The organism is Vibrio sp. FF145, assembly GCF_041439075.1.
In the GTDB taxonomy this organism is placed as follows: Bacteria; Pseudomonadota; Gammaproteobacteria; order Enterobacterales; family Vibrionaceae; genus Vibrio; species Vibrio tasmaniensis_A.
The window spans coordinates 1-16,593 of sequence record NZ_JBGONH010000023.1 but is presented as its reverse complement, the minus strand read 5'-3'; the positions used below and the strand labels follow the sequence as shown (position 1 = coordinate 16,593).

General features: G+C 44.5%; 17 protein-coding genes. 9 read left to right on the top strand and 8 right to left on the bottom strand.

Annotated elements, in window-relative coordinates; translation table 11 throughout:
* Positions 1-8: 8 nt before the first annotated feature.
* Entirely contained in the window at positions 9-854 is an 846-nt protein-coding gene (tsf, locus tag ACED42_RS10500; RefSeq protein ID WP_009847419.1) for a translation elongation factor Ts, read from the bottom strand.
* A 137-nt stretch (positions 855-991) separates the two neighbouring features.
* Complete coding sequence (gene rpsB, locus ACED42_RS10495; RefSeq protein WP_009847420.1) at positions 992-1,723, bottom strand: 30S ribosomal protein S2; 732 nt, start codon at positions 1,721-1,723, stop codon at positions 992-994.
* 457 nt (positions 1,724-2,180) lie between these two features.
* On the opposite strand from rpsB, the gene map reads away from it, so the two are divergent.
* The 3 genes from map to ACED42_RS10480 all read left to right on the top strand — a co-directional run bounded on the left by map (position 2,181) and on the right by ACED42_RS10480 (position 6,422).
* On the top strand, positions 2,181-3,059 hold the full coding sequence (map, locus tag ACED42_RS10490) for a type I methionyl aminopeptidase (protein WP_012604605.1): 879 nt from the start codon (positions 2,181-2,183) through the stop codon (positions 3,057-3,059).
* Between the two features lie 139 nt (positions 3,060-3,198).
* On the top strand, positions 3,199-5,820 hold the full coding sequence (glnD, locus tag ACED42_RS10485; RefSeq protein WP_065679078.1) for a bifunctional uridylyltransferase/uridylyl-removing protein GlnD: 2,622 nt from the start codon (positions 3,199-3,201) through the stop codon (positions 5,818-5,820).
* 218 nt (positions 5,821-6,038) lie between these two features.
* Entirely contained in the window at positions 6,039-6,422 is a 384-nt protein-coding gene (locus ACED42_RS10480) for a DUF3461 family protein (protein WP_004734354.1), read from the top strand.
* A gap of 189 nt (positions 6,423-6,611) precedes the next feature.
* Here ACED42_RS10480 and truC read toward each other — a convergent pair whose 3' ends face one another.
* On the bottom strand, positions 6,612-7,361 hold the full coding sequence (gene truC / locus ACED42_RS10475; protein WP_029225463.1) for a tRNA pseudouridine(65) synthase TruC: 750 nt from the start codon (positions 7,359-7,361) through the stop codon (positions 6,612-6,614).
* A complete protein-coding gene (locus ACED42_RS10470; protein WP_135444129.1) occupies positions 7,361-7,675 on the bottom strand; it encodes a YqcC family protein in 315 nt (104 codons plus the stop codon). Before ACED42_RS10470 ends, truC begins: the two co-directional genes overlap by 1 nt.
* Positions 7,676-7,762: 87 nt before the next feature.
* Between ACED42_RS10470 and ACED42_RS10465 the strand changes: the two genes are divergently transcribed.
* Together ACED42_RS10465 and ACED42_RS10460 are read left to right on the top strand one after the other, a co-directional pair.
* Positions 7,763-8,803 (top strand): DUF3549 family protein, encoded by a 1,041-nt coding sequence (locus ACED42_RS10465; protein WP_017110391.1) that lies wholly within the window; start codon positions 7,763-7,765, stop codon positions 8,801-8,803.
* An 84-nt stretch (positions 8,804-8,887) separates the two neighbouring features.
* Entirely contained in the window at positions 8,888-9,196 is a 309-nt protein-coding gene (locus tag ACED42_RS10460) for a DUF3301 domain-containing protein (protein ID WP_009847426.1), read from the top strand.
* Here ACED42_RS10460 and ACED42_RS10455 read toward each other — a convergent pair.
* Positions 9,162-9,680, bottom strand: a complete 519-nt coding sequence (locus ACED42_RS10455; RefSeq protein ID WP_009847427.1) for a GNAT family N-acetyltransferase — start codon at positions 9,678-9,680, stop codon at positions 9,162-9,164. The two genes, ACED42_RS10460 and ACED42_RS10455, sit on opposite strands and share 35 nt — an antisense overlap.
* A 768-nt stretch (positions 9,681-10,448) precedes the next feature.
* Here ACED42_RS10455 and ACED42_RS10450 point away from each other — a divergent pair.
* Positions 10,449-10,736 carry a hypothetical protein gene (locus ACED42_RS10450; protein ID WP_009847428.1) on the top strand — a complete coding sequence of 96 codons (288 nt, stop codon included), beginning with the start codon at positions 10,449-10,451 and terminating at the stop codon, positions 10,734-10,736.
* 38 nt (positions 10,737-10,774) lie between these two features.
* The gene (locus tag ACED42_RS10445; RefSeq protein WP_009847429.1) at positions 10,775-11,218 is read left to right on the top strand and encodes a YaiI/YqxD family protein; all 444 of its coding nucleotides are present in this window, start codon (positions 10,775-10,777) and stop codon (positions 11,216-11,218) included.
* Positions 11,219-11,495: 277 nt separating this feature from the next.
* Here the strand turns inward: ACED42_RS10445 and ACED42_RS10440 are convergent, their stop codons facing one another.
* The 3 genes from ACED42_RS10440 to ACED42_RS10430 all read right to left on the bottom strand — a co-directional run bounded on the left by ACED42_RS10440 (position 11,496) and on the right by ACED42_RS10430 (position 13,857).
* The gene (locus tag ACED42_RS10440; protein ID WP_009847430.1) at positions 11,496-13,082 is read right to left on the bottom strand and encodes an AbgT family transporter; all 1,587 of its coding nucleotides are present in this window, start codon (positions 13,080-13,082) and stop codon (positions 11,496-11,498) included.
* Positions 13,083-13,469: 387 nt separating this feature from the next.
* On the bottom strand, positions 13,470-13,595 hold the full coding sequence (gene ykgO / locus ACED42_RS10435; protein WP_009847431.1) for a type B 50S ribosomal protein L36: 126 nt from the start codon (positions 13,593-13,595) through the stop codon (positions 13,470-13,472).
* A 1-nt stretch (position 13,596) separates the two neighbouring features.
* The gene (locus ACED42_RS10430) at positions 13,597-13,857 is read right to left on the bottom strand and encodes a type B 50S ribosomal protein L31 (RefSeq protein ID WP_017103667.1); all 261 of its coding nucleotides are present in this window, start codon (positions 13,855-13,857) and stop codon (positions 13,597-13,599) included.
* Positions 13,858-13,981: 124 nt separating this feature from the next.
* Between ACED42_RS10430 and tsaA the strand changes: the two genes are divergently transcribed.
* Positions 13,982-14,677 (top strand): tRNA (N6-threonylcarbamoyladenosine(37)-N6)-methyltransferase TrmO, encoded by a 696-nt coding sequence (gene tsaA / locus ACED42_RS10425; protein WP_371702490.1) that lies wholly within the window; start codon positions 13,982-13,984, stop codon positions 14,675-14,677.
* 101 nt (positions 14,678-14,778) lie between these two features.
* Positions 14,779-16,494: a proline--tRNA ligase gene (locus tag ACED42_RS10420; RefSeq protein ID WP_371695422.1), complete on the top strand. Its 1,716-nt coding sequence runs from the start codon at positions 14,779-14,781 to the stop codon at positions 16,492-16,494.
* Positions 16,495-16,593: the final 99 nt, after the last annotated feature.

The following is a 16,593-nucleotide window of genomic DNA, read 5'->3' as shown; positions in this document are numbered from 1 at the left end:
GCTAAGGATTAACCTTTTTGTACCGCTGCAACTTCGTCTGCGAAGCTCATTTCAGCTGCTTTCTCGATACCTTCACCAACTTCTAAACGAACGAAGGTAGTAACTGATGCGCCTTTCTCTTTAAGAATGTCAGCAACAGTTTTCTTAGGTTCCATGATGAAAGCTTGACCAGTAAGAGATACTTCGCCCGTGAATTTCTTCATACGGCCGATAACCATTTTCTCAGCGATCTCTTGTGGTTTGCCTTCGTTCATAGCGATTTCAACTTGAACAGCTTTTTCTTTTTCTACTACGTCAGCAGGTACGTCAGATGGGTTAACGTACTCAGGCTTAGAAGCAGCAACGTGCATAGCGATGTGCTTAAGCGTTTCAGCTTCGCCTTCACCAGCAACAACAACACCGATTTTCTCGCCGTGACGGTAAGAAGCTAGTGCAACACCTTCAACAAGCTCAACACGACGGATGCTGATGTTCTCACCGATCTTAGTTACTAGAGCGATACGTGCGTCTTCAAACTTAGCTTGAAGTGCAACGATGTCTAGACGTTCAGCTAGAGCAACTTCAGCAACTTCGTTAGCGAATGCAAGGAAACCTGCATCTTTAGCTACGAAATCAGTTTGGCAGTTCACTTCAAGAAGAGCAGCAACGCCAGCTTCTTCTTTAATGATGATTGCGCCTTCAGCAGCAACGTTACCAGCTTTTTTAGCTGCTTTCGCTGCGCCAGATTTACGCATGTTTTCAATTGCTAGCTCGATGTCGCCTTCAGCAGCAACAAGCGCTTTTTTACATTCCATCATGCCCGCAGCTGTGCGTTCACGAAGTTCTTTAACTAGAGCTGCAGTTACAGTTGCCATTCTCTATTCCTCAGTAAATTCTAAAAAAGATAAAAAACAGGGGCCTAATTAATTGGCCCCTGATATTGACTGTATTCAGTTCTTAAGCCATCGATTATGACCGCTTAATATGAACTAAATATGGCTCAGAGCCGCTATTATTCAGCTTCTACAAAACCGTCTTTTTCAGCAGCTACAGCAGCAACATCTTTGTTACGACCTTCTTTAACCGCGTCTGCAGCAGCGTTTAGGTAAAGCTGTACTGCACGGATTGCATCATCGTTACCAGGGATAACGAAGTCAACACCGTCTGGGTTAGAGTTAGTATCAACTACAGCGTAAACTGGGATACCTAGGTTGTTTGCTTCTTTAACTGCGATGTGTTCGTGATCAGCATCGATAACGAATAGAGCGTCTGGAAGGCCGCCCATGTTCTTGATACCACCAAGAGACTTCTCTAGCTTCTCCATTTCACGAGTGCGCATTAGAGCTTCTTTCTTAGTAAGCTTGTCGAAAGTACCGTCTTGAGCTTGCGCTTCAAGTTCTTTCAGACGCTTGATAGACTGACGAACAGTTTTGTAGTTCGTTAGCATACCGCCTAACCAGCGGTTGTTAACGTAGAACTGGTTGCTGTTGATAGCAGCTTCTTTAACAGCTTCAGATGCAGCGCGCTTAGTACCAACAAAAAGAACTTTACCTTTCTTCTCGCCAACTTTAGCGATTTCAGCTAGAGCGTCGTTGAACATTGGTACAGTTTTTTCTAGGTTGATGATATGTACTTTGTTACGAGCACCAAAGATGAATGGCTTCATTTTTGGGTTCCAGTAACGAGTTTGGTGACCGAAGTGAACACCAGCTTTAAGCATATCGCGCATTGATACAGTTGCCATTTTAAAATCCTCTATGGGGTTAGGCCTCCACATCCCCCATGAATCCGACCCCTAACAACTAACCACTTTTCAGCCGTTATCTGTGTTGTTGAGGCACCCCGGAACATGTGTCGGAATGTGTGTGATTTAAAGAAATAAGTTAGTGGACACAAAGCTTGTTTCGCCAATTGGAGAAAACAGTCCTGATGTCCGGCGCGCTTTATACCATATTTTGTCTATCTATGGCTAGAAAAAAATCCAAAAATGGCGACTGCTATACTATAGCCTATTAGCGGATTTCACCGATAAATCGCGGCCTAATCAAATCGATTCAGCATCGTCTTACAGCGCAATATCGGCTTAAGTTAAGCAGTATCCACCAGCATTGTATGGATATGGGAATGTTGCGCTAAAATGCTGCACTGATAGAATAGCCCCAATATGCACACTTAGGTGCTACCAAATTAAGAGATATGCAATGGCTGTAAAAATTAAAACTGCTGAAGAAATTGAAAAAATGCGCGTCGCCGGCAAGCTGGCTTCTGAAATTTTAGAGATGATTGAACCTCACATCCAAGTGGGTACAACGACAGAAGAGCTTAACCAAATCTGTCACGAGTACGCTCTAGAGAGAGGCGCATACTCAGCACCACTTGATTACCACGGTTTCCCTAAGTCTATCTGTACGTCTATCAACCACATCGTGTGTCATGGTATTCCAGCATCACAAGATGAGACTGGTAGCACAGGTCAATTCAAACCTGCAGTATTGAAAGATGGCGATATTCTAAACGTTGACATCACTGTGATTGTTCCTGATGACGAAAATGCAGACCTAAGCACTCGTCCGCAGGGTTACCATGGTGACACATCTAAAATGTTCCTTGTGGGTGAAGTTTCACCAGCAAACAAACGTCTATGCATGGTTGCTCAAGAAGCACTTTATGAAGGCATGCGTCAGGTTAAACCAGGCGTTCAACTTGGCCAAGTTGGTACTGCTATCGAGAAGTACATCAAGACAAACAACAAGAATAACCCACGCGCTAAGTTCTCTATTGTAAAAGATTACTGTGGTCACGGCATTGGTTCTGAGTTCCACGAAGATCCACAAGTCGTTCACTACAAAAACAGCGATCGCACAGTGCTAAAAGCAGGCATGTGTTTCACAATCGAGCCAATGATCAATGCTGGTAAATTTGGTTGCCGTCTAGATGACGAAGATAGCTGGACAGTATACACAGCTGACAGCAAGAACTCGGCTCAGTGGGAACACACATTAGTTGTGACTGATACAGGTTGTGAAGTACTAACACTACGCAGCGATGATACGATTCCACGTATCATGAAGAACGCTTAGTTCAACAAACTGAACACCTCAGACTTTTGAAAATATCCTCGCATTGCCGAGGATATTTTTTTATCCGCTCAATTTCGATTTTGCATCAGCTTCTGTTAAATTGTTTACTATTCTCATTTGCTTGCACGGATAGCAGACTATGCCTTATCAATGCCCTATTACGTTCAATGACGAACAACTTGAAATCTGCGAATTAAAAAATCAGCTCGAAATCTTCACGCAGTATCAAAAGAGTGAATTTCTAAATCATCATCCAGTTACCGATTTGGTTCTGCTGCGCTCCGAATACATGGATTTGCTTCTCAACCGTTTATGGGAGCATTTCGGATTTAGCAAACTGCCTCATATTGCGTTGGTCGCAGTAGGCGGCTATGGCCGTGGTGAACTACACCCTTTATCCGATATTGATATACTCATCGTCTCGCAAAAAACTCTGCCACCAGCACTAGGTGAGAAAGTCAGTCAATTCATCACCCTATTGTGGGATTTGAAGCTAGAAGTCGGCCACGCAGTCCGTACCATTGCCGAGTGTCTTGAGATCGGCATTGATGATTTAACCGTTGCGACCAACTTACAAGAGTCACGTTTACTATGCGGAAGCGAAGACACCTTTCAAGAGTTAAAGCTTAAGATTCACTCCGATTCATTTTGGCCAAGTGAGACCTTCTACAAGGCGAAGATTCAAGAACAGAGAGAGCGTCACGCTCGTTATCACGACACGACTTACAATCTAGAACCGGATATCAAATCAACTCCGGGCGGGCTCAGAGACATCCACACTCTGAGTTGGGTAGCACGTCGCCACTTCGGTGCGACTTCTTTGTTAGAAATGAGCAAGTATGGCTTTCTTACCGATGCCGAATATCGTGAACTCGTGGAGTGCCAAGACTTCTTGTGGCGCGTTCGCTTTGCACTGCACATAGAGCTGCGCCGTTATGACAACCGACTTACCTTTGCGCATCAGGCTCAAGTAGCCGAACACCTTGGTTACACTGGTGAGGGCAATCGCGGCGTAGAAATGATGATGAAGGAGTTCTACCGAACACTTCGTCGTGTAGCAGAGCTCAACAAGATGCTGCTTAAGCTGTTTGACCAAGCAATCATTAACGGTGGTCAAACACAAGAAGCCGAGATTCTCGACAATGACTTCCAACGTCGAGGTTCATTAATCGAAGCGCGTAAGCCAGCCCTATTCCAAGCACGGCCAGAAACGATTCTCGATATGTTTATCCATATCGCGAATGACTCGACGATCGAAGGGGTAAGCCCACCAACATTACGACAACTGCGAACGGCGCGTCGCCGATTGAACCGTTTCCTGCATACCATTCCTGAAGCTCGTGACAAGTTCATGGATTTAGTTCGCCACCCCAACGCACTGCACAAAGCTTTTAGCTTGATGCATAAACTGGGCGTGCTATCGGCGTACTTACCGCAATGGAGCCAAATTGTCGGCCAAATGCAGTTTGATCTGTTCCACGTTTACACCGTGGACGAACACAGTATTCGCCTGCTCAAGCACATCAACCGCTTTAGCCAAGTAGAGAACCACGACAAACACCCAATTTGTTGTGAAGTGTACCCTCGAGTTCAGAAAAAAGAACTCCTGATCCTGGCCGCTATCTTCCACGACATCGGAAAAGGCCGTGGTGGAGACCACTCCGAGATCGGTGCTGTTGAAGCTTACTCTTTCTGTATTGAGCATGGGCTATCGAAGCCTGAAGCCAAACAAGTTGCGTGGCTAGTACAAAACCACCTGTTAATGTCAGTGACCGCTCAGCGCCGTGATATCTACGATCCGGATGTGATTACCGAATTCGCCAAAAAAGTTCGCGATGAAGAGTCACTTGAGCTGCTGGTTTGCTTAACTGTCGCTGATATCTGTGCAACCAACCCAGAGCTATGGAACAGCTGGAAACGTACCCTACTCGCAGAGCTATTCCATTCTACGCAGCGAGCACTGCGTCGCGGCTTGGAAAACCCAGTCGATGTCAGAGACCGTATTCGTCACAATCAACAAATGGCATCTGCACTGCTGCGTAAAGAAGGTTTCTCCGCTCGTGAAATTGAAGTGTTGTGGCAGCGTTTTAAAGCTGACTATTTTTTGCGTCATACACACACTCAAATTGCTTGGCACTGTGAGCACCTACTTCGCTTAGAAGATCCGAGCCAACCGTTAGTTTTGATCAGCAAGAAAGCGACGCGTGGCGGTACTGAGGTGTTTGTTTACTGTAAAGACCAAGCCGCACTTTTTGCGACCGTTGTAGCTGAGCTTGATAGACGTAACTTCAACGTTCACGACGCACAGGTCATGGTCAGTAAAGATGGTCACGTTTTGGATACCTTTATCGTACTTGATCAGCATGGTGAAGCGATTGATGAAGCAAGACACAAAGCCGTTGCGAAACATCTAACTCATGTTCTGGCTGATGGCCGTCCAACCAAGATTAAGACACGTCGCACGCCTCGAAACTTGCAGCATTTCAAGGTAAAAACTCGGGTTGAGTTCCTACCAACTAAGAGCAAGAAGCGCACCTTGATGGAGTTGAGAGCTCTTGATACACCGGGGTTGTTGGCTCAAGTCGGTGCAACCTTTGCTGAGTTAGACATCAATTTGCACGGCGCTAAAATTACCACCATCGGCGAACGTGCAGAAGATTTGTTTATTCTGACCAGTGACGCGGGAGGAAGGTTGTCTGAAGAACAAGAACAAGCCTTAAGAGAAAGATTAACCGAACACGTTTCAGAACTCGCACCTTAGAAAGCTAATTTAGAGCTAGAAGTAAGTTGTGACTAGGAAACAAGTTTAGCTCTTGGAGCTGCTTTAATAGCCAAATAAGTGTGGGCAAAGATAGAGAGCGATCTTGCCCACAACTTACAATCAATTCACAGATATCAACTATCTAGCTCGTCGTTAGGCTGCTACATTGATCAAGTCAATTACATAAAAGTATTACATTCATAACCTAGAGGTCGCTTATGTATCCAAACCTCACTGGCTTAGGTATCCACGAACCTAAACAGATTGAACGTTACTCCCTTCGCCAAGAAGCGCACAAAGATATCCTGAAGATTTACTTTCGTAAGCAGAAAGGCGAACTGTTCGCGAAAAGCGTTAAGTTTAAGTACCCACGACAAGTAAAAAGTGTGCTTGTTAGCGGCGGCAATAATCAATACAAAGAAGTGACAGAGATTAACCGCAACCTCACTCTTGTGATTGATGAACTCAACAAGATCACCAAACCGACGCCAACGGCGGAGGTGGATGTGAAGCAGAAGATCCTTACTGACTTGCGCCATCTAGAAAAAGTGGTATCAAGCAAGATCGCAGAGATCGAAGCCGATCTAGAAAAACTTAAATGATCCCGCGATTAACTGTTAGCTAATAACTAATAACTAATAACTAATAACTAATAACTAATAACTAACCTACATTAGTTATGTCGTTAAGGTCGCACAGACATCAAAAAGGGCTGATATCACTATCAGCCCTTTGTTTTTATTCTATTTTCTCTATTCAATTAGACTCGTGATTGCTTAAACACGCGTGACTTACTTCGACAAGCAAGTTTGAGCATCGATTAAGTGGGCATCCCACTCAAAAGTTTCAAACAACCTTAACCACGTTTCATCTAAGTTCGCCTTCATCACCAATTCTTCTTTAGTGAAAGGATGAATGAAGCGCAATTCAGAAGCATGCAGCAACAGACGGTGTGAGTCTAAATCATCACGGAACAGTCGGTTATGCTTACCATCACCATGTGAAGTATCGCCTACAATCGGATGTCTTAGATGAGCCATGTGACGACGCAGCTGATGTTTACGTCCTGTCTTTGGCATCATCTCAACTAAGCAATAACGACTGGTAGGAAAACGGCCTGTTGAATACGGCACTTCGACTTTCGCTAACGGCTCGTAAATGGTGACGGCCTCTTGTGGTTCTTTATCTTCTTTCGCGAACTTATCGGCGATCTTATCCAACTCGACCTTGAGTGCATAATCGAGCGTATCGCCCTCTTCTATCCACCCACGGACAATCGCATGATAAGTCTTTTGCATCTCATGGTTGGCGAACATCGGCATCACCTCAGAGGCAACTTCACTCGACAGAGCAAACACCAATACGCCAGACGTTGGACGGTCTAAGCGATGCAGAGGAAATACGTGCTGACCAATTTGGTCGCGCAGAGTCTGCATCACAAACTGAGTCTCGTGTTTATCCAACCATGAGCGATGCACTAGCATACCCGCAGGCTTATTCACCGCGACAAAATACTCATCTTGATAAATGATCTCTAACATTACGCGCATACCTCATCAATGCTCTGAATCGTCACTAGCAATTCCGCTTTGTCTGTCTCATTTTTCCACACTTCACCAAAATAAGGATGAATCGCAAAGCCTTTCGGTAGGCTCATTTGGGCATCCATCATTGCGTTGATCTTAACGATAAAGATCCACTGCAACCACTCTTCTGGCTGTAGCGAGTCAATCGCAAAAGGCTCAACGCTCGCCAGAGCTTCATCCGAAGGCGAAACATCGCTCCATAGAGAACATTGGCGCATTTGTTGTTCTAATTGTTGAAGTAAAAGAGGTAACTTTGTGGCTGCTGTCATTTTTCACCAAGTTATTTATCTAGTGACCTTGAAATTGGGGCATAGAGTACCATCTATTTAGGAAAGAAAGTTAGGAGCTTTATTACTATGGAAACGATTCACACGCTCACTCAGTTGCTAAAGAATAGCGGTTGCCAATACGATATCTACGACCTAGGTCGTCGTATCCAGAAGATCGACAATACCCTATTCTCTGACGTTGAGCAGGGGAAACAGCCATACCCGTTTCCACTTCAGAAACAAGCTCACTTAGCGATCAGCTACTGGAACGAACACAAGCAACCTTGGATCTGGTTCCTAAAATTCAAACTCGATGAAAGAGGCTTACTGCATCAAGGGGATGTGGGTAATTTTCTTAAGTTTGTTATCGAAGCGATGGGCACACGTTTGAACGGTGATATCAGCGAAGAGCAACAACAAAAGCTGTCTAACAACCCATACACCTTCAAGCCTTCAGAAGACAAGATGGCCGTGTTCCATAGCCAAGTAAGAGCAGGTTTAGACCTAGCAACAAGTCAATATTACGAGCACGCTCAGCATTACTTCACTGGTGAGCTTGGTTGGGATAACTGGAAAACAGTTGGCTTACAAGGCATCACCGATATGTGTGCTCGCTTAGGCAGTCAGCAAAACGGTGTCGCTATTCGCAAAGCCATCAATAAGCTGCCATCAGAACCGCTATACGCGACGTTAGGTGCGCTTGAGCATACACAAATCAATGACAAACTCGCGCAACGCTTACAAGAGCTTGCAGAGAATGAAATCGCAAGCAAAGAGCCTGACTTGTTCTTACTGTCAGCTTTGGTTCGGGCCCTTTCCGGTGCAGAACAAGGGATCGCGAATAACATCATTAACCAAGTTCTCGCGAGTCCACGCTTAAGCCACCAAGAGGTGTTAATTGGTTTAGCGGGTCGCAGCTGGCACGCACTACAAGATCCAGCGATTGCCGAGCAATTCTTGTTGCGCCTCGCACAAACAGGCAACCAAAACCTGTTCAATCAGTTATTTGCAGATTTAGTGATGATTCCGACACTAAGAATGGTATTTTTGCCGTTGTTGAATTCGAACCCATCACCAGAACTCGCAAACGCATTGATTGAGTTACAACAAGCGGCTAAGTCGCAATAAAAACTAGACAGAACAGCTCAGTAGCTCGTAACAACGAGCTCAAAACACAATTGGAATAGAAAGATAAAAGGAAGTATGGACTAAATGATAGATAACTTAGTGGCTATTTTGATGCTGTGCTTCTTTTGCTTTCTGTTTTGGCAGCAGCGCAGGCAATCCGAGCTTGCGAAAGCTGCCATTGCGAGAAAGTGTAAAGAGCTCGACTTGCAGCTATTAAGCGTTGCCTTCAACGGTCATAAACTTAAGATGCGCCATGAACTCACGACCATTTGGCGCTGGCATACTGTGTACCATTTTGAATTTTCGGCATTAGGTGATGACCTATACCAAGGAAAACTGACCATGGTCGGCTTCCGCTCTATGCGGTTTGAGCTACAGCCTCATAGAATGTAACGTCGCAGTGCGCGTTATAGCTATATTCATGATAAGGGCCAAACGAATCTTGTTTGGTTTCCTTAAATTCAAATCCTAGTTTTTCTAATAACTTAATCGATGGGTTGTGGCCGACATTCACAGTCGCAACAACATTCGTTAGGCGCTCTTCAAAACACACCAAACTTAAAAATGGTTTTAGCACCTCACTAGCAAAGCCGCGATTCCAATACTCTTTATCCAAAATAAAGCCAAGCTCATGCCTACCCTCTTCTGATGAAATAAAGACATGCCCAAGATATTCACGGGTTTGGTTGTGGATGATAGCGCGGCAGAAGCCGACGTTGTCTTGCAGTATCTCTTGAAATAAGAACTTCGCAGAGGCAATAGAGTGCGGCCCATTCATTTCAGAACGATTAACGGGGCAGCAATTCAACTTGATAAAGTCGTGTTGTAGCTGTTCGGTATAAGGTACCAACAGCGTTCTTGAGGTTGCTATCGTCATAAAACACTCCTTGTGTTGACCATTAGCAGAAAAGCAGATGTCGCGATCTTAGATAAAAGCTCCTGAATTAAAGAGCCCCCTAGAGAGAAGAAAAGTCTCAGATAAAGAAAAGCCCCGACACCGAAGTGTCAGGGCTAGGGTCTTACTCGCAGCAGTCCGGCTACTAATAAATGCTCCATGCATCATCCATAATAGTGGCTGTAATCCTTCAGCTCTTTCCTTTACTTCGCCGTCCTAGCGGTGTCCAATCATCCTGAAAGCTAACAATCCTAGTTAGCGCACATCACTTGTTCCGTGAGCGGTGTCCTTTACATCGTCCTGATGCTAATCCAACCCTTTAAATCCTAAAGGTGTCCATTGTCATTCCGTTGCAGCTAACTTCCTGTTAACTGACTGTATCCCTACAATGTCCTTACGCTCCATGCTTGACTACTCAATCCTAAGTAACCAAATCTTCATCCTGAAGATAACCAAATCCTTGGTGCTTTCCTGTTCCGTGTCAGAATCCTTCCGACAAGGTTTAATTTACGCGATTTACGATTTGGGACAATAGATTTGCATCACACTTTGAATTCACAAAAGTTGTTAATTATATAAAACAACAAAAAATCAACCACTTAATAATATGCACCTCAATCTCCCTAGCGATGTATTCGTGTTATCTCACAACCTTTGTAAGAGATCTCTCACAAGCTATGGGCGGTTTTATGATTCGCTATCACTCACCAGAGCGAGTAAAATGGCTGGAGACTAAAAATGGAGGTCAACATGCTGACAAAAGATGTGTCTGAAGAGTTGAAATCAGTGCTTGAAGGACTGCAAGCACAAGGGAAAGAGCCTACAGTTGCTTTAGTTAAAGCTCGTATGAGTACATCGGTTCCGATGCCCGCTTTAATCACAACCATCAAGAGCTGGAAAAGCGCGAATCGCGTTCCTAAAGTTGAAGTCGCGACACAAGAAGAGCCAGCACTCGATCGTGTTAGCCAACTGGAAAAGCAAATCCTTGAACTTACCACCCGCGTTGCCACGCTAGAAGCCAAGTTAACGGAACAATAAGTTAACTGAGCAATAAGCTAACAGAGAAATAGAACACTATGAAAATATGGGTTGATGCGGACGCTTGTCCCAAGGTTATCCGAGAAACAATCGTACGCGCAGCTGAGCGCACAGGGGTCGAATGTACCTTTGTCGCGAACCATTTGGTTCCCGTTCCCAAGCGTAATAACATTCACTCAATTCAAGTCCCAAGCGGATTTGATATTGCAGATGATGAAATCGTAAAACGCACTGAACCCGGTGATCTCGTGATTACATCCGATATCCCTCTCGCCGATGAAGTGATCACCAAAGGTGGTCAAGCACTTAGCTCTCGTGGCGAGCTCTACACCAAAGAAACCATCAAAGCGCGCCTGAACATTCGTGACTTTATGGATACCATGCGTTCAAGCGGCATCCAAACGGGTGGACCAAGCGCCCTCTCACAGACCGATCGTCGTGAGTTCGCGAATCACCTTGATCGCCTGCTAGCAAAGCGCTAATCATTAAGAAACATTGATATTCGTTCATAGCCATAACCGTGAACCTGTAGATATGTTTGTCGACATACTCCGTTCTTGTTACTTAACACTTGATACTAAGTGTTACTTTAACGGAGTATTGATGATCCATCTTGCCACCATCTCTTCTTTTTAAATCATCCCAATTTTCTACACTCTTTCAGATCACTTTCCGTGATTGGTACACCATAATTTCGATCAAAAAAAACCTGCACAAGGCAGGCTTTAAAATCTAACAATATGACTTGTACTAACGTTACTACGGCGTGTAGAACGTTGCTGCACCTGGGCCTACTGGAAGACCAAATACGAACACCCATAGGTAGAACAAGATGCTCCAACCGAACATAAAGCAGATTGAGTATGGAAGCATTGTAGCAATCAGAGTACCGATACCAAGGTTCTTCATGTAACGCGTCGCTACAGCAAGAATAAGACCGAAGTAGCTCATCATTGGTGTAATGATGTTCGTCGTTGAATCACCGATACGGTAAGCTGCTTGAATCGTTTCTGGTGCGTAACCAACAAGCATTAGCATAGGTACAAAGATAGGTGCTGTTACTGCCCACTGAGCAGAAGCCGAACCGATCATTAGGTTAATGAAGCCACACATTAGGATAAATGCAAAGAACAACATTGGGCCAGTAAGACCGATATCTTGTAAGAAGCTAGCGCCACCAACAGCGATTACTTGACCAAAGTTAGTCCACTTAAAGAAAGCAACAAACTGTGCAGCAAAGAATACAAGAACAATGTACATGCCCATTGAAGACATAGACGTTGCCATCGCATTGATCACGTCACGATCGTTCTTCATTGAACCGGTAACTTTACCGTAAACAAAACCAGGAATAGCGAAGAATACAAAGATAAACGCAACAATACTCTTCAGGAATGGAGAACCCGAAACCGTACCAGACGCTGAACGTAGAACACCGTCAGCTGGAACGATAGTCCACGCTAGAAGTGCAGAAACAGCCAATACAGCAATACCTGCTAGTTTTAGACCTTTCTTCTCAACATCCGTCAGTCTGCCCATCGAATCATTTGATAAATCTTCAGAAGCTTCTTCGTCGTTGTATTTACCCAACTTAGGTTCAACAATCTTCTCAGTTACAAATGCACCTGTAATCGCGATGAAGAAAGTAGAAACAAACATGAAGTACCAGTTTGACTCAGGACCAACCGTGTAAGACGGGTCAATCATCTGTGCCGCTGTTTCTGTAATACCAGAAAGCAGTGGGTCAACCGTACCGATAAGTAGGTTTGCAGAGTAACCACCTGACACACCAGCGAATGCCGCAGCAAGACCAGCAAGAGGGTGACGACCTAAAGAATGGAAAAGCATTGCTGCTAGTGGAATAAGTACCACATAGCCAAGCTCTGATGCTGTGTTAGAGATAATACCTGCAAACACAACCGTTACTGTAACCATGCGCTTAGAAGCACCCATTACCATGCCACGCATTGCAGCAGATAGTAGACCTGAGTGTTCAGCAATCGCTACACCAAGCATAGCAACAAGTACAGTACCTAGTGGAGCAAAACCAACAAAGTTCTTAACTAAGTTAGTCACAATAAGTTGTAGACCTTCTGCGTTAAGCAGACTTACAACGTGGATCATGCCGTCAGCAGCACGACCTTTAGCACCTTCTGGTCGAGGGTCCATAACAGACACTTCGAAGTAACCAGCAATACCTGAAGTAACGAGGATTGCTAAGCAGAAGATTGCGAAAAGAGTGATTGGGTGGGGTAATAGGTTCCCCAAATATTCAACGCCATCTAAAAAGCGAGTAAAAATAGGTTTTTTAGGCGAATTGTTTTTTATTGAAGCTGATGAACTCATCAGTTCCCTCCTTGTAGTGATTCCTGTGCAATTGTGACAAAGATGTTTAAATTGCCCGCGCAGATTACTCGACAAAAGGGTCACTTAGAAATCGTAAATGTTACAAAGTGTGTAACAAACCATTCTTTTTAACTTAATAAAAACAAAAAATTAGCAAATAACTCTAATTAAAACATTAAAGTTAGGTTTATAATTGGTACGGATGCATTCATTCGATTTATACTTGCTCGTGTAAGCTATTGATAAAGTGACAAATAAGAAACAACGTACGCTAAGTGAGCACATACTCTCCTGCAAAGTTCCTCTCGAAGGAAAAGAAAAACAGACAAATGAATGAAGTTTGACTTTCCCCTCGTTTTTACACTCATGTCACATCAAATTGACTGACTATTTTTGAACCGCTTTGAATCTCGGGTTGGATTTACAGATGACATAGAGACGGCCTCTACGCTTTACTATTTGGCAATCTGGGTGACGGCTTTTCGCACTTTTCAGTGATTTCACAACTTTCATTCTATTTCGCTCCCTTACTTAATTGACCAAAACGACGAGTGAAGTTCGCAACGCGTCCCTCTTTATGTAGTACTCGCTGTTTACCCGTATAGAAAGGATGCGACTTTGACGACACCTCAATCGTGAAGTAAGGATAAGTATTTCCGTCTTCCCATTCGATAGTGCGATCTGTTTTCAATGTTGATCCGATTAAGAAGTACTCATCGACACTGGTGTCATGAAAAACCACGGGGCGGTAATCAGGGTGGATATTCGGTTTCATTGTATTTCCTTTAAATAGCCAATTTGATATGCTATAACATATCAAATGATAATTATTATCAAAAGAAAAACAAGTGATTTTATGATATTTTTCCGTCTTAACTGAAACCAGAGAACACCTTGCTATGTACACCATTGAACCTGTTGGCTTTATTGAGTCTCCTTATAAAGAGAAGTTCGCTGTGCCAAGACAGCCTAGGTTAGTACCCACTTCTACCTCAAGAGTCAGGCTAGTTGAAGCAGCGAACTGCCTTGAGTCTGTTCGTGATATTGAACAATTTAGCCATGTGTGGTTGTTGTTTTTGTTCGATAAGAACCTTGAAGCAGGATGGAAACCAACCGTGAGGCCACCTCGCCTTGGCGGGAACGAACGTATTGGTGTATTCGCGTCTCGTGCCACATTCAGACCGAATGGAATAGGCATGTCTGCAGTTGAACTCAAAGGGGTATCTCAAGAAAAGGGACAAACTTGGTTGGACTTAGGCAGTGTTGATCTCGTTGACGGCACGCCTATCATCGACATCAAACCTTATATCCCCTACTCGGATTCAATTCCCGATGCACGAGGAGGGTTTGCCGCCGATGAACCAGCAGTGCTCGACGTTAACTTCTCGCAACAAGCCCAAAGTAAGCTCGCAAACCACCCACAAGCACGCCATATCATTCAGGTGATCAAAGAAGTATTAGGCCAAGATCCTCGCCCTGCCTATAAGAAAGGTAAGCCTGACAACAAGGAATATGCGGTAAATTTGTTCGATCTTAACGTGAAATTCGTGGTTGAAACGCTTTTCATCAATGTAACTGACATTGAACGCTTTTGAGATCCCAAATAGGCTGATATTATATGCGGCTATATCAGATTTGCTGTGGTTACGAACGACAGCAAGTTTTCTTTTATCAATGATGAAACGGATACCATAGAATGCGTACCAGTAACTACCTTCTTTCTACTCTGAAAGAGACTCCAAACGACGCAGAAGTTATCAGCCACCAGCTGATGCTACGTGCAGGTATGATCCGTAAGCTAGCTTCAGGTTTATATACTTGGCTACCTACTGGTCTACGTGTACTGCGTAAAGTCGAAAATATCGTTCGCCAAGAGATCGATAATGCAGGTGCCGTTGAAATCTTGATGCCCGTAGTTCAACCGTTTGAGCTTTGGGAAGAGACTGGCCGTTCTGAAAAGATGGGGCCTGAGCTACTTCGTTTCACAGACCGTCATTCTCGTCCGTTTGTTCTTAGCCCAACAGCTGAAGAAGTTGTGACGAGCCTAGTACGTAACGAGATCAGCTCTTACAAACAGCTACCTCTAAACCTGTACCAAATCCAGACTAAATTCCGTGATGAACGCCGCCCTCGTTTTGGCGTAATGCGTGCACGTGAATTCTCAATGATGGATGCGTACAGCTTTGATATCGATAAAGAAGGCTTAGAAAAGTCTTACCAAGCGATGCATGATGCTTACTGTAAAGCATTCGACCGCATGGGCCTTGAGTACCGTCCAGTATTAGCAGACTCTGGCGCAATCGGCGGCAGCGGATCTCAAGAGTTCCACGTTCTTGCTGAAAGCGGCGAAGACCTAATCGCATTCTCTTCAGAATCTGATTACGCAGCGAACATCGAGAAAGCAGAAGCACTTGCTCCAACGACTGAAGCGGCAGCGCCAACTCAAGAGATGGAACTGGTTGATACGCCAAATGCAAAAACAATCGCAGAACTTGTAGAGCAACACGGCCTAGCAATCGAGAAGACAGTTAAGACTCTATTCGTTAAAGCTTCTGATGAAGTAGACGCTGATATCATCGCGCTAATCATCCGTGGCGACCACGAGCTTAACGAAGTGAAAGCAGAGAACCTTCCACAGATTGCTTCTCCACTAGAGATGGCTTCTGAAGAAGAAATCCGTGCACTTGTTGGTGCAGGTCCTGGTTCACTTGGCCCTGTTGGTCTAGAGCTACCATTCATCGTTGACCGCTCTGTTGCTGTAATGAGCGACTTCGGTGCTGGTGCAAACGTAGACGGTAAGCACTACTTCGGTATTAACTGGGGTCGTGACGTTGAGCTTGCTCAAGTTGAAGACCTACGTAACGTAGTTGAAGGCGACCTTAGCCCATGTGGTCAAGGTACCATCCAACTTAAGCGCGGTATAGAAGTTGGTCACATCTTCCAACTAGGTAATACTTACTCTAAAGCAATGAACTGTAACGTGCTTGGTCCTGATGGTAAGAGCGTAATCCTAGAAATGGGTTGTTACGGTATCGGTGTTTCACGTGTTGTTGCATCTGCTATCGAGCAAAACCACGATAAATTCGGTATCACTTGGCCAGACGCACTGGCACCGTTCCAGGTTGCTATCGTACCAATGAACATGCACAAATCTGAGCGCGTTAAAGAAGCAGCTGAGAAGCTATACGCTGAATTAACGGCTATGGGAATCGAAGTGCTATTTGATGACCGTAAAGAGCGCCCAGGTGTTATGTTTAAAGATATCGAGCTAGTGGGTATCCCTCACACTATCGTTATCGGTGATCGCAGCATGGACGAAGGTAACTTCGAATACAAAAACCGTCGTACTGGTGATAAAGAAGCAATCGCTATGGACACGGTTATCGAGCACCTTACAGCTCAACTAGCTTAGTAATCCGATTACTCGCTAGATATACATTGAAAGGCTACCATTAGGTTAACACTGATCATTTAAGCATTTTCCTGATCAGTTGAACGATCCTACAGATGG

Excerpts from the sequence above, each read along its gene's own strand:
- ACED42_RS10450 (WP_009847428.1), top strand. The coding sequence starts at position 10,449 with ATGCTGACAAAAGATGTGTCTGAAGAGTTGAAATCAGTGCTTGAAGGA.
- ACED42_RS10460 (WP_009847426.1), top strand. The coding sequence starts at position 8,888 with ATGATAGATAACTTAGTGGCTATTTTGATGCTGTGCTTCTTTTGCTTT.
- rpsB (WP_009847420.1), bottom strand. The coding sequence starts at position 1,723 with ATGGCAACTGTATCAATGCGCGATATGCTTAAAGCTGGTGTTCACTTC.
- ACED42_RS10445 (WP_009847429.1), top strand. The coding sequence starts at position 10,775 with ATGAAAATATGGGTTGATGCGGACGCTTGTCCCAAGGTTATCCGAGAA.
- ACED42_RS10455 (WP_009847427.1), bottom strand. The coding sequence starts at position 9,680 with ATGACGATAGCAACCTCAAGAACGCTGTTGGTACCTTATACCGAACAG.
- ACED42_RS10480 (WP_004734354.1), top strand. The coding sequence starts at position 6,039 with ATGTATCCAAACCTCACTGGCTTAGGTATCCACGAACCTAAACAGATT.
- glnD (WP_065679078.1), top strand. The coding sequence starts at position 3,199 with ATGCCTTATCAATGCCCTATTACGTTCAATGACGAACAACTTGAAATC.
- ACED42_RS10465 (WP_017110391.1), top strand. The coding sequence starts at position 7,763 with ATGGAAACGATTCACACGCTCACTCAGTTGCTAAAGAATAGCGGTTGC.
- tsaA (WP_371702490.1), top strand. The coding sequence starts at position 13,982 with ATGTACACCATTGAACCTGTTGGCTTTATTGAGTCTCCTTATAAAGAG.
- ACED42_RS10420 (WP_371695422.1), top strand. The coding sequence starts at position 14,779 with ATGCGTACCAGTAACTACCTTCTTTCTACTCTGAAAGAGACTCCAAAC.
- tsf (WP_009847419.1), bottom strand. The coding sequence starts at position 854 with ATGGCAACTGTAACTGCAGCTCTAGTTAAAGAACTTCGTGAACGCACA.
- ACED42_RS10440 (WP_009847430.1), bottom strand. The coding sequence starts at position 13,082 with ATGAGTTCATCAGCTTCAATAAAAAACAATTCGCCTAAAAAACCTATT.
- map (WP_012604605.1), top strand. The coding sequence starts at position 2,181 with ATGGCTGTAAAAATTAAAACTGCTGAAGAAATTGAAAAAATGCGCGTC.
- truC (WP_029225463.1), bottom strand. The coding sequence starts at position 7,361 with ATGTTAGAGATCATTTATCAAGATGAGTATTTTGTCGCGGTGAATAAG.
- ACED42_RS10470 (WP_135444129.1), bottom strand. The coding sequence starts at position 7,675 with ATGACAGCAGCCACAAAGTTACCTCTTTTACTTCAACAATTAGAACAA.
- ACED42_RS10430 (WP_017103667.1), bottom strand. The coding sequence starts at position 13,857 with ATGAAACCGAATATCCACCCTGATTACCGCCCCGTGGTTTTTCATGAC.
- ykgO (WP_009847431.1), bottom strand. The coding sequence starts at position 13,595 with ATGAAAGTTGTGAAATCACTGAAAAGTGCGAAAAGCCGTCACCCAGAT.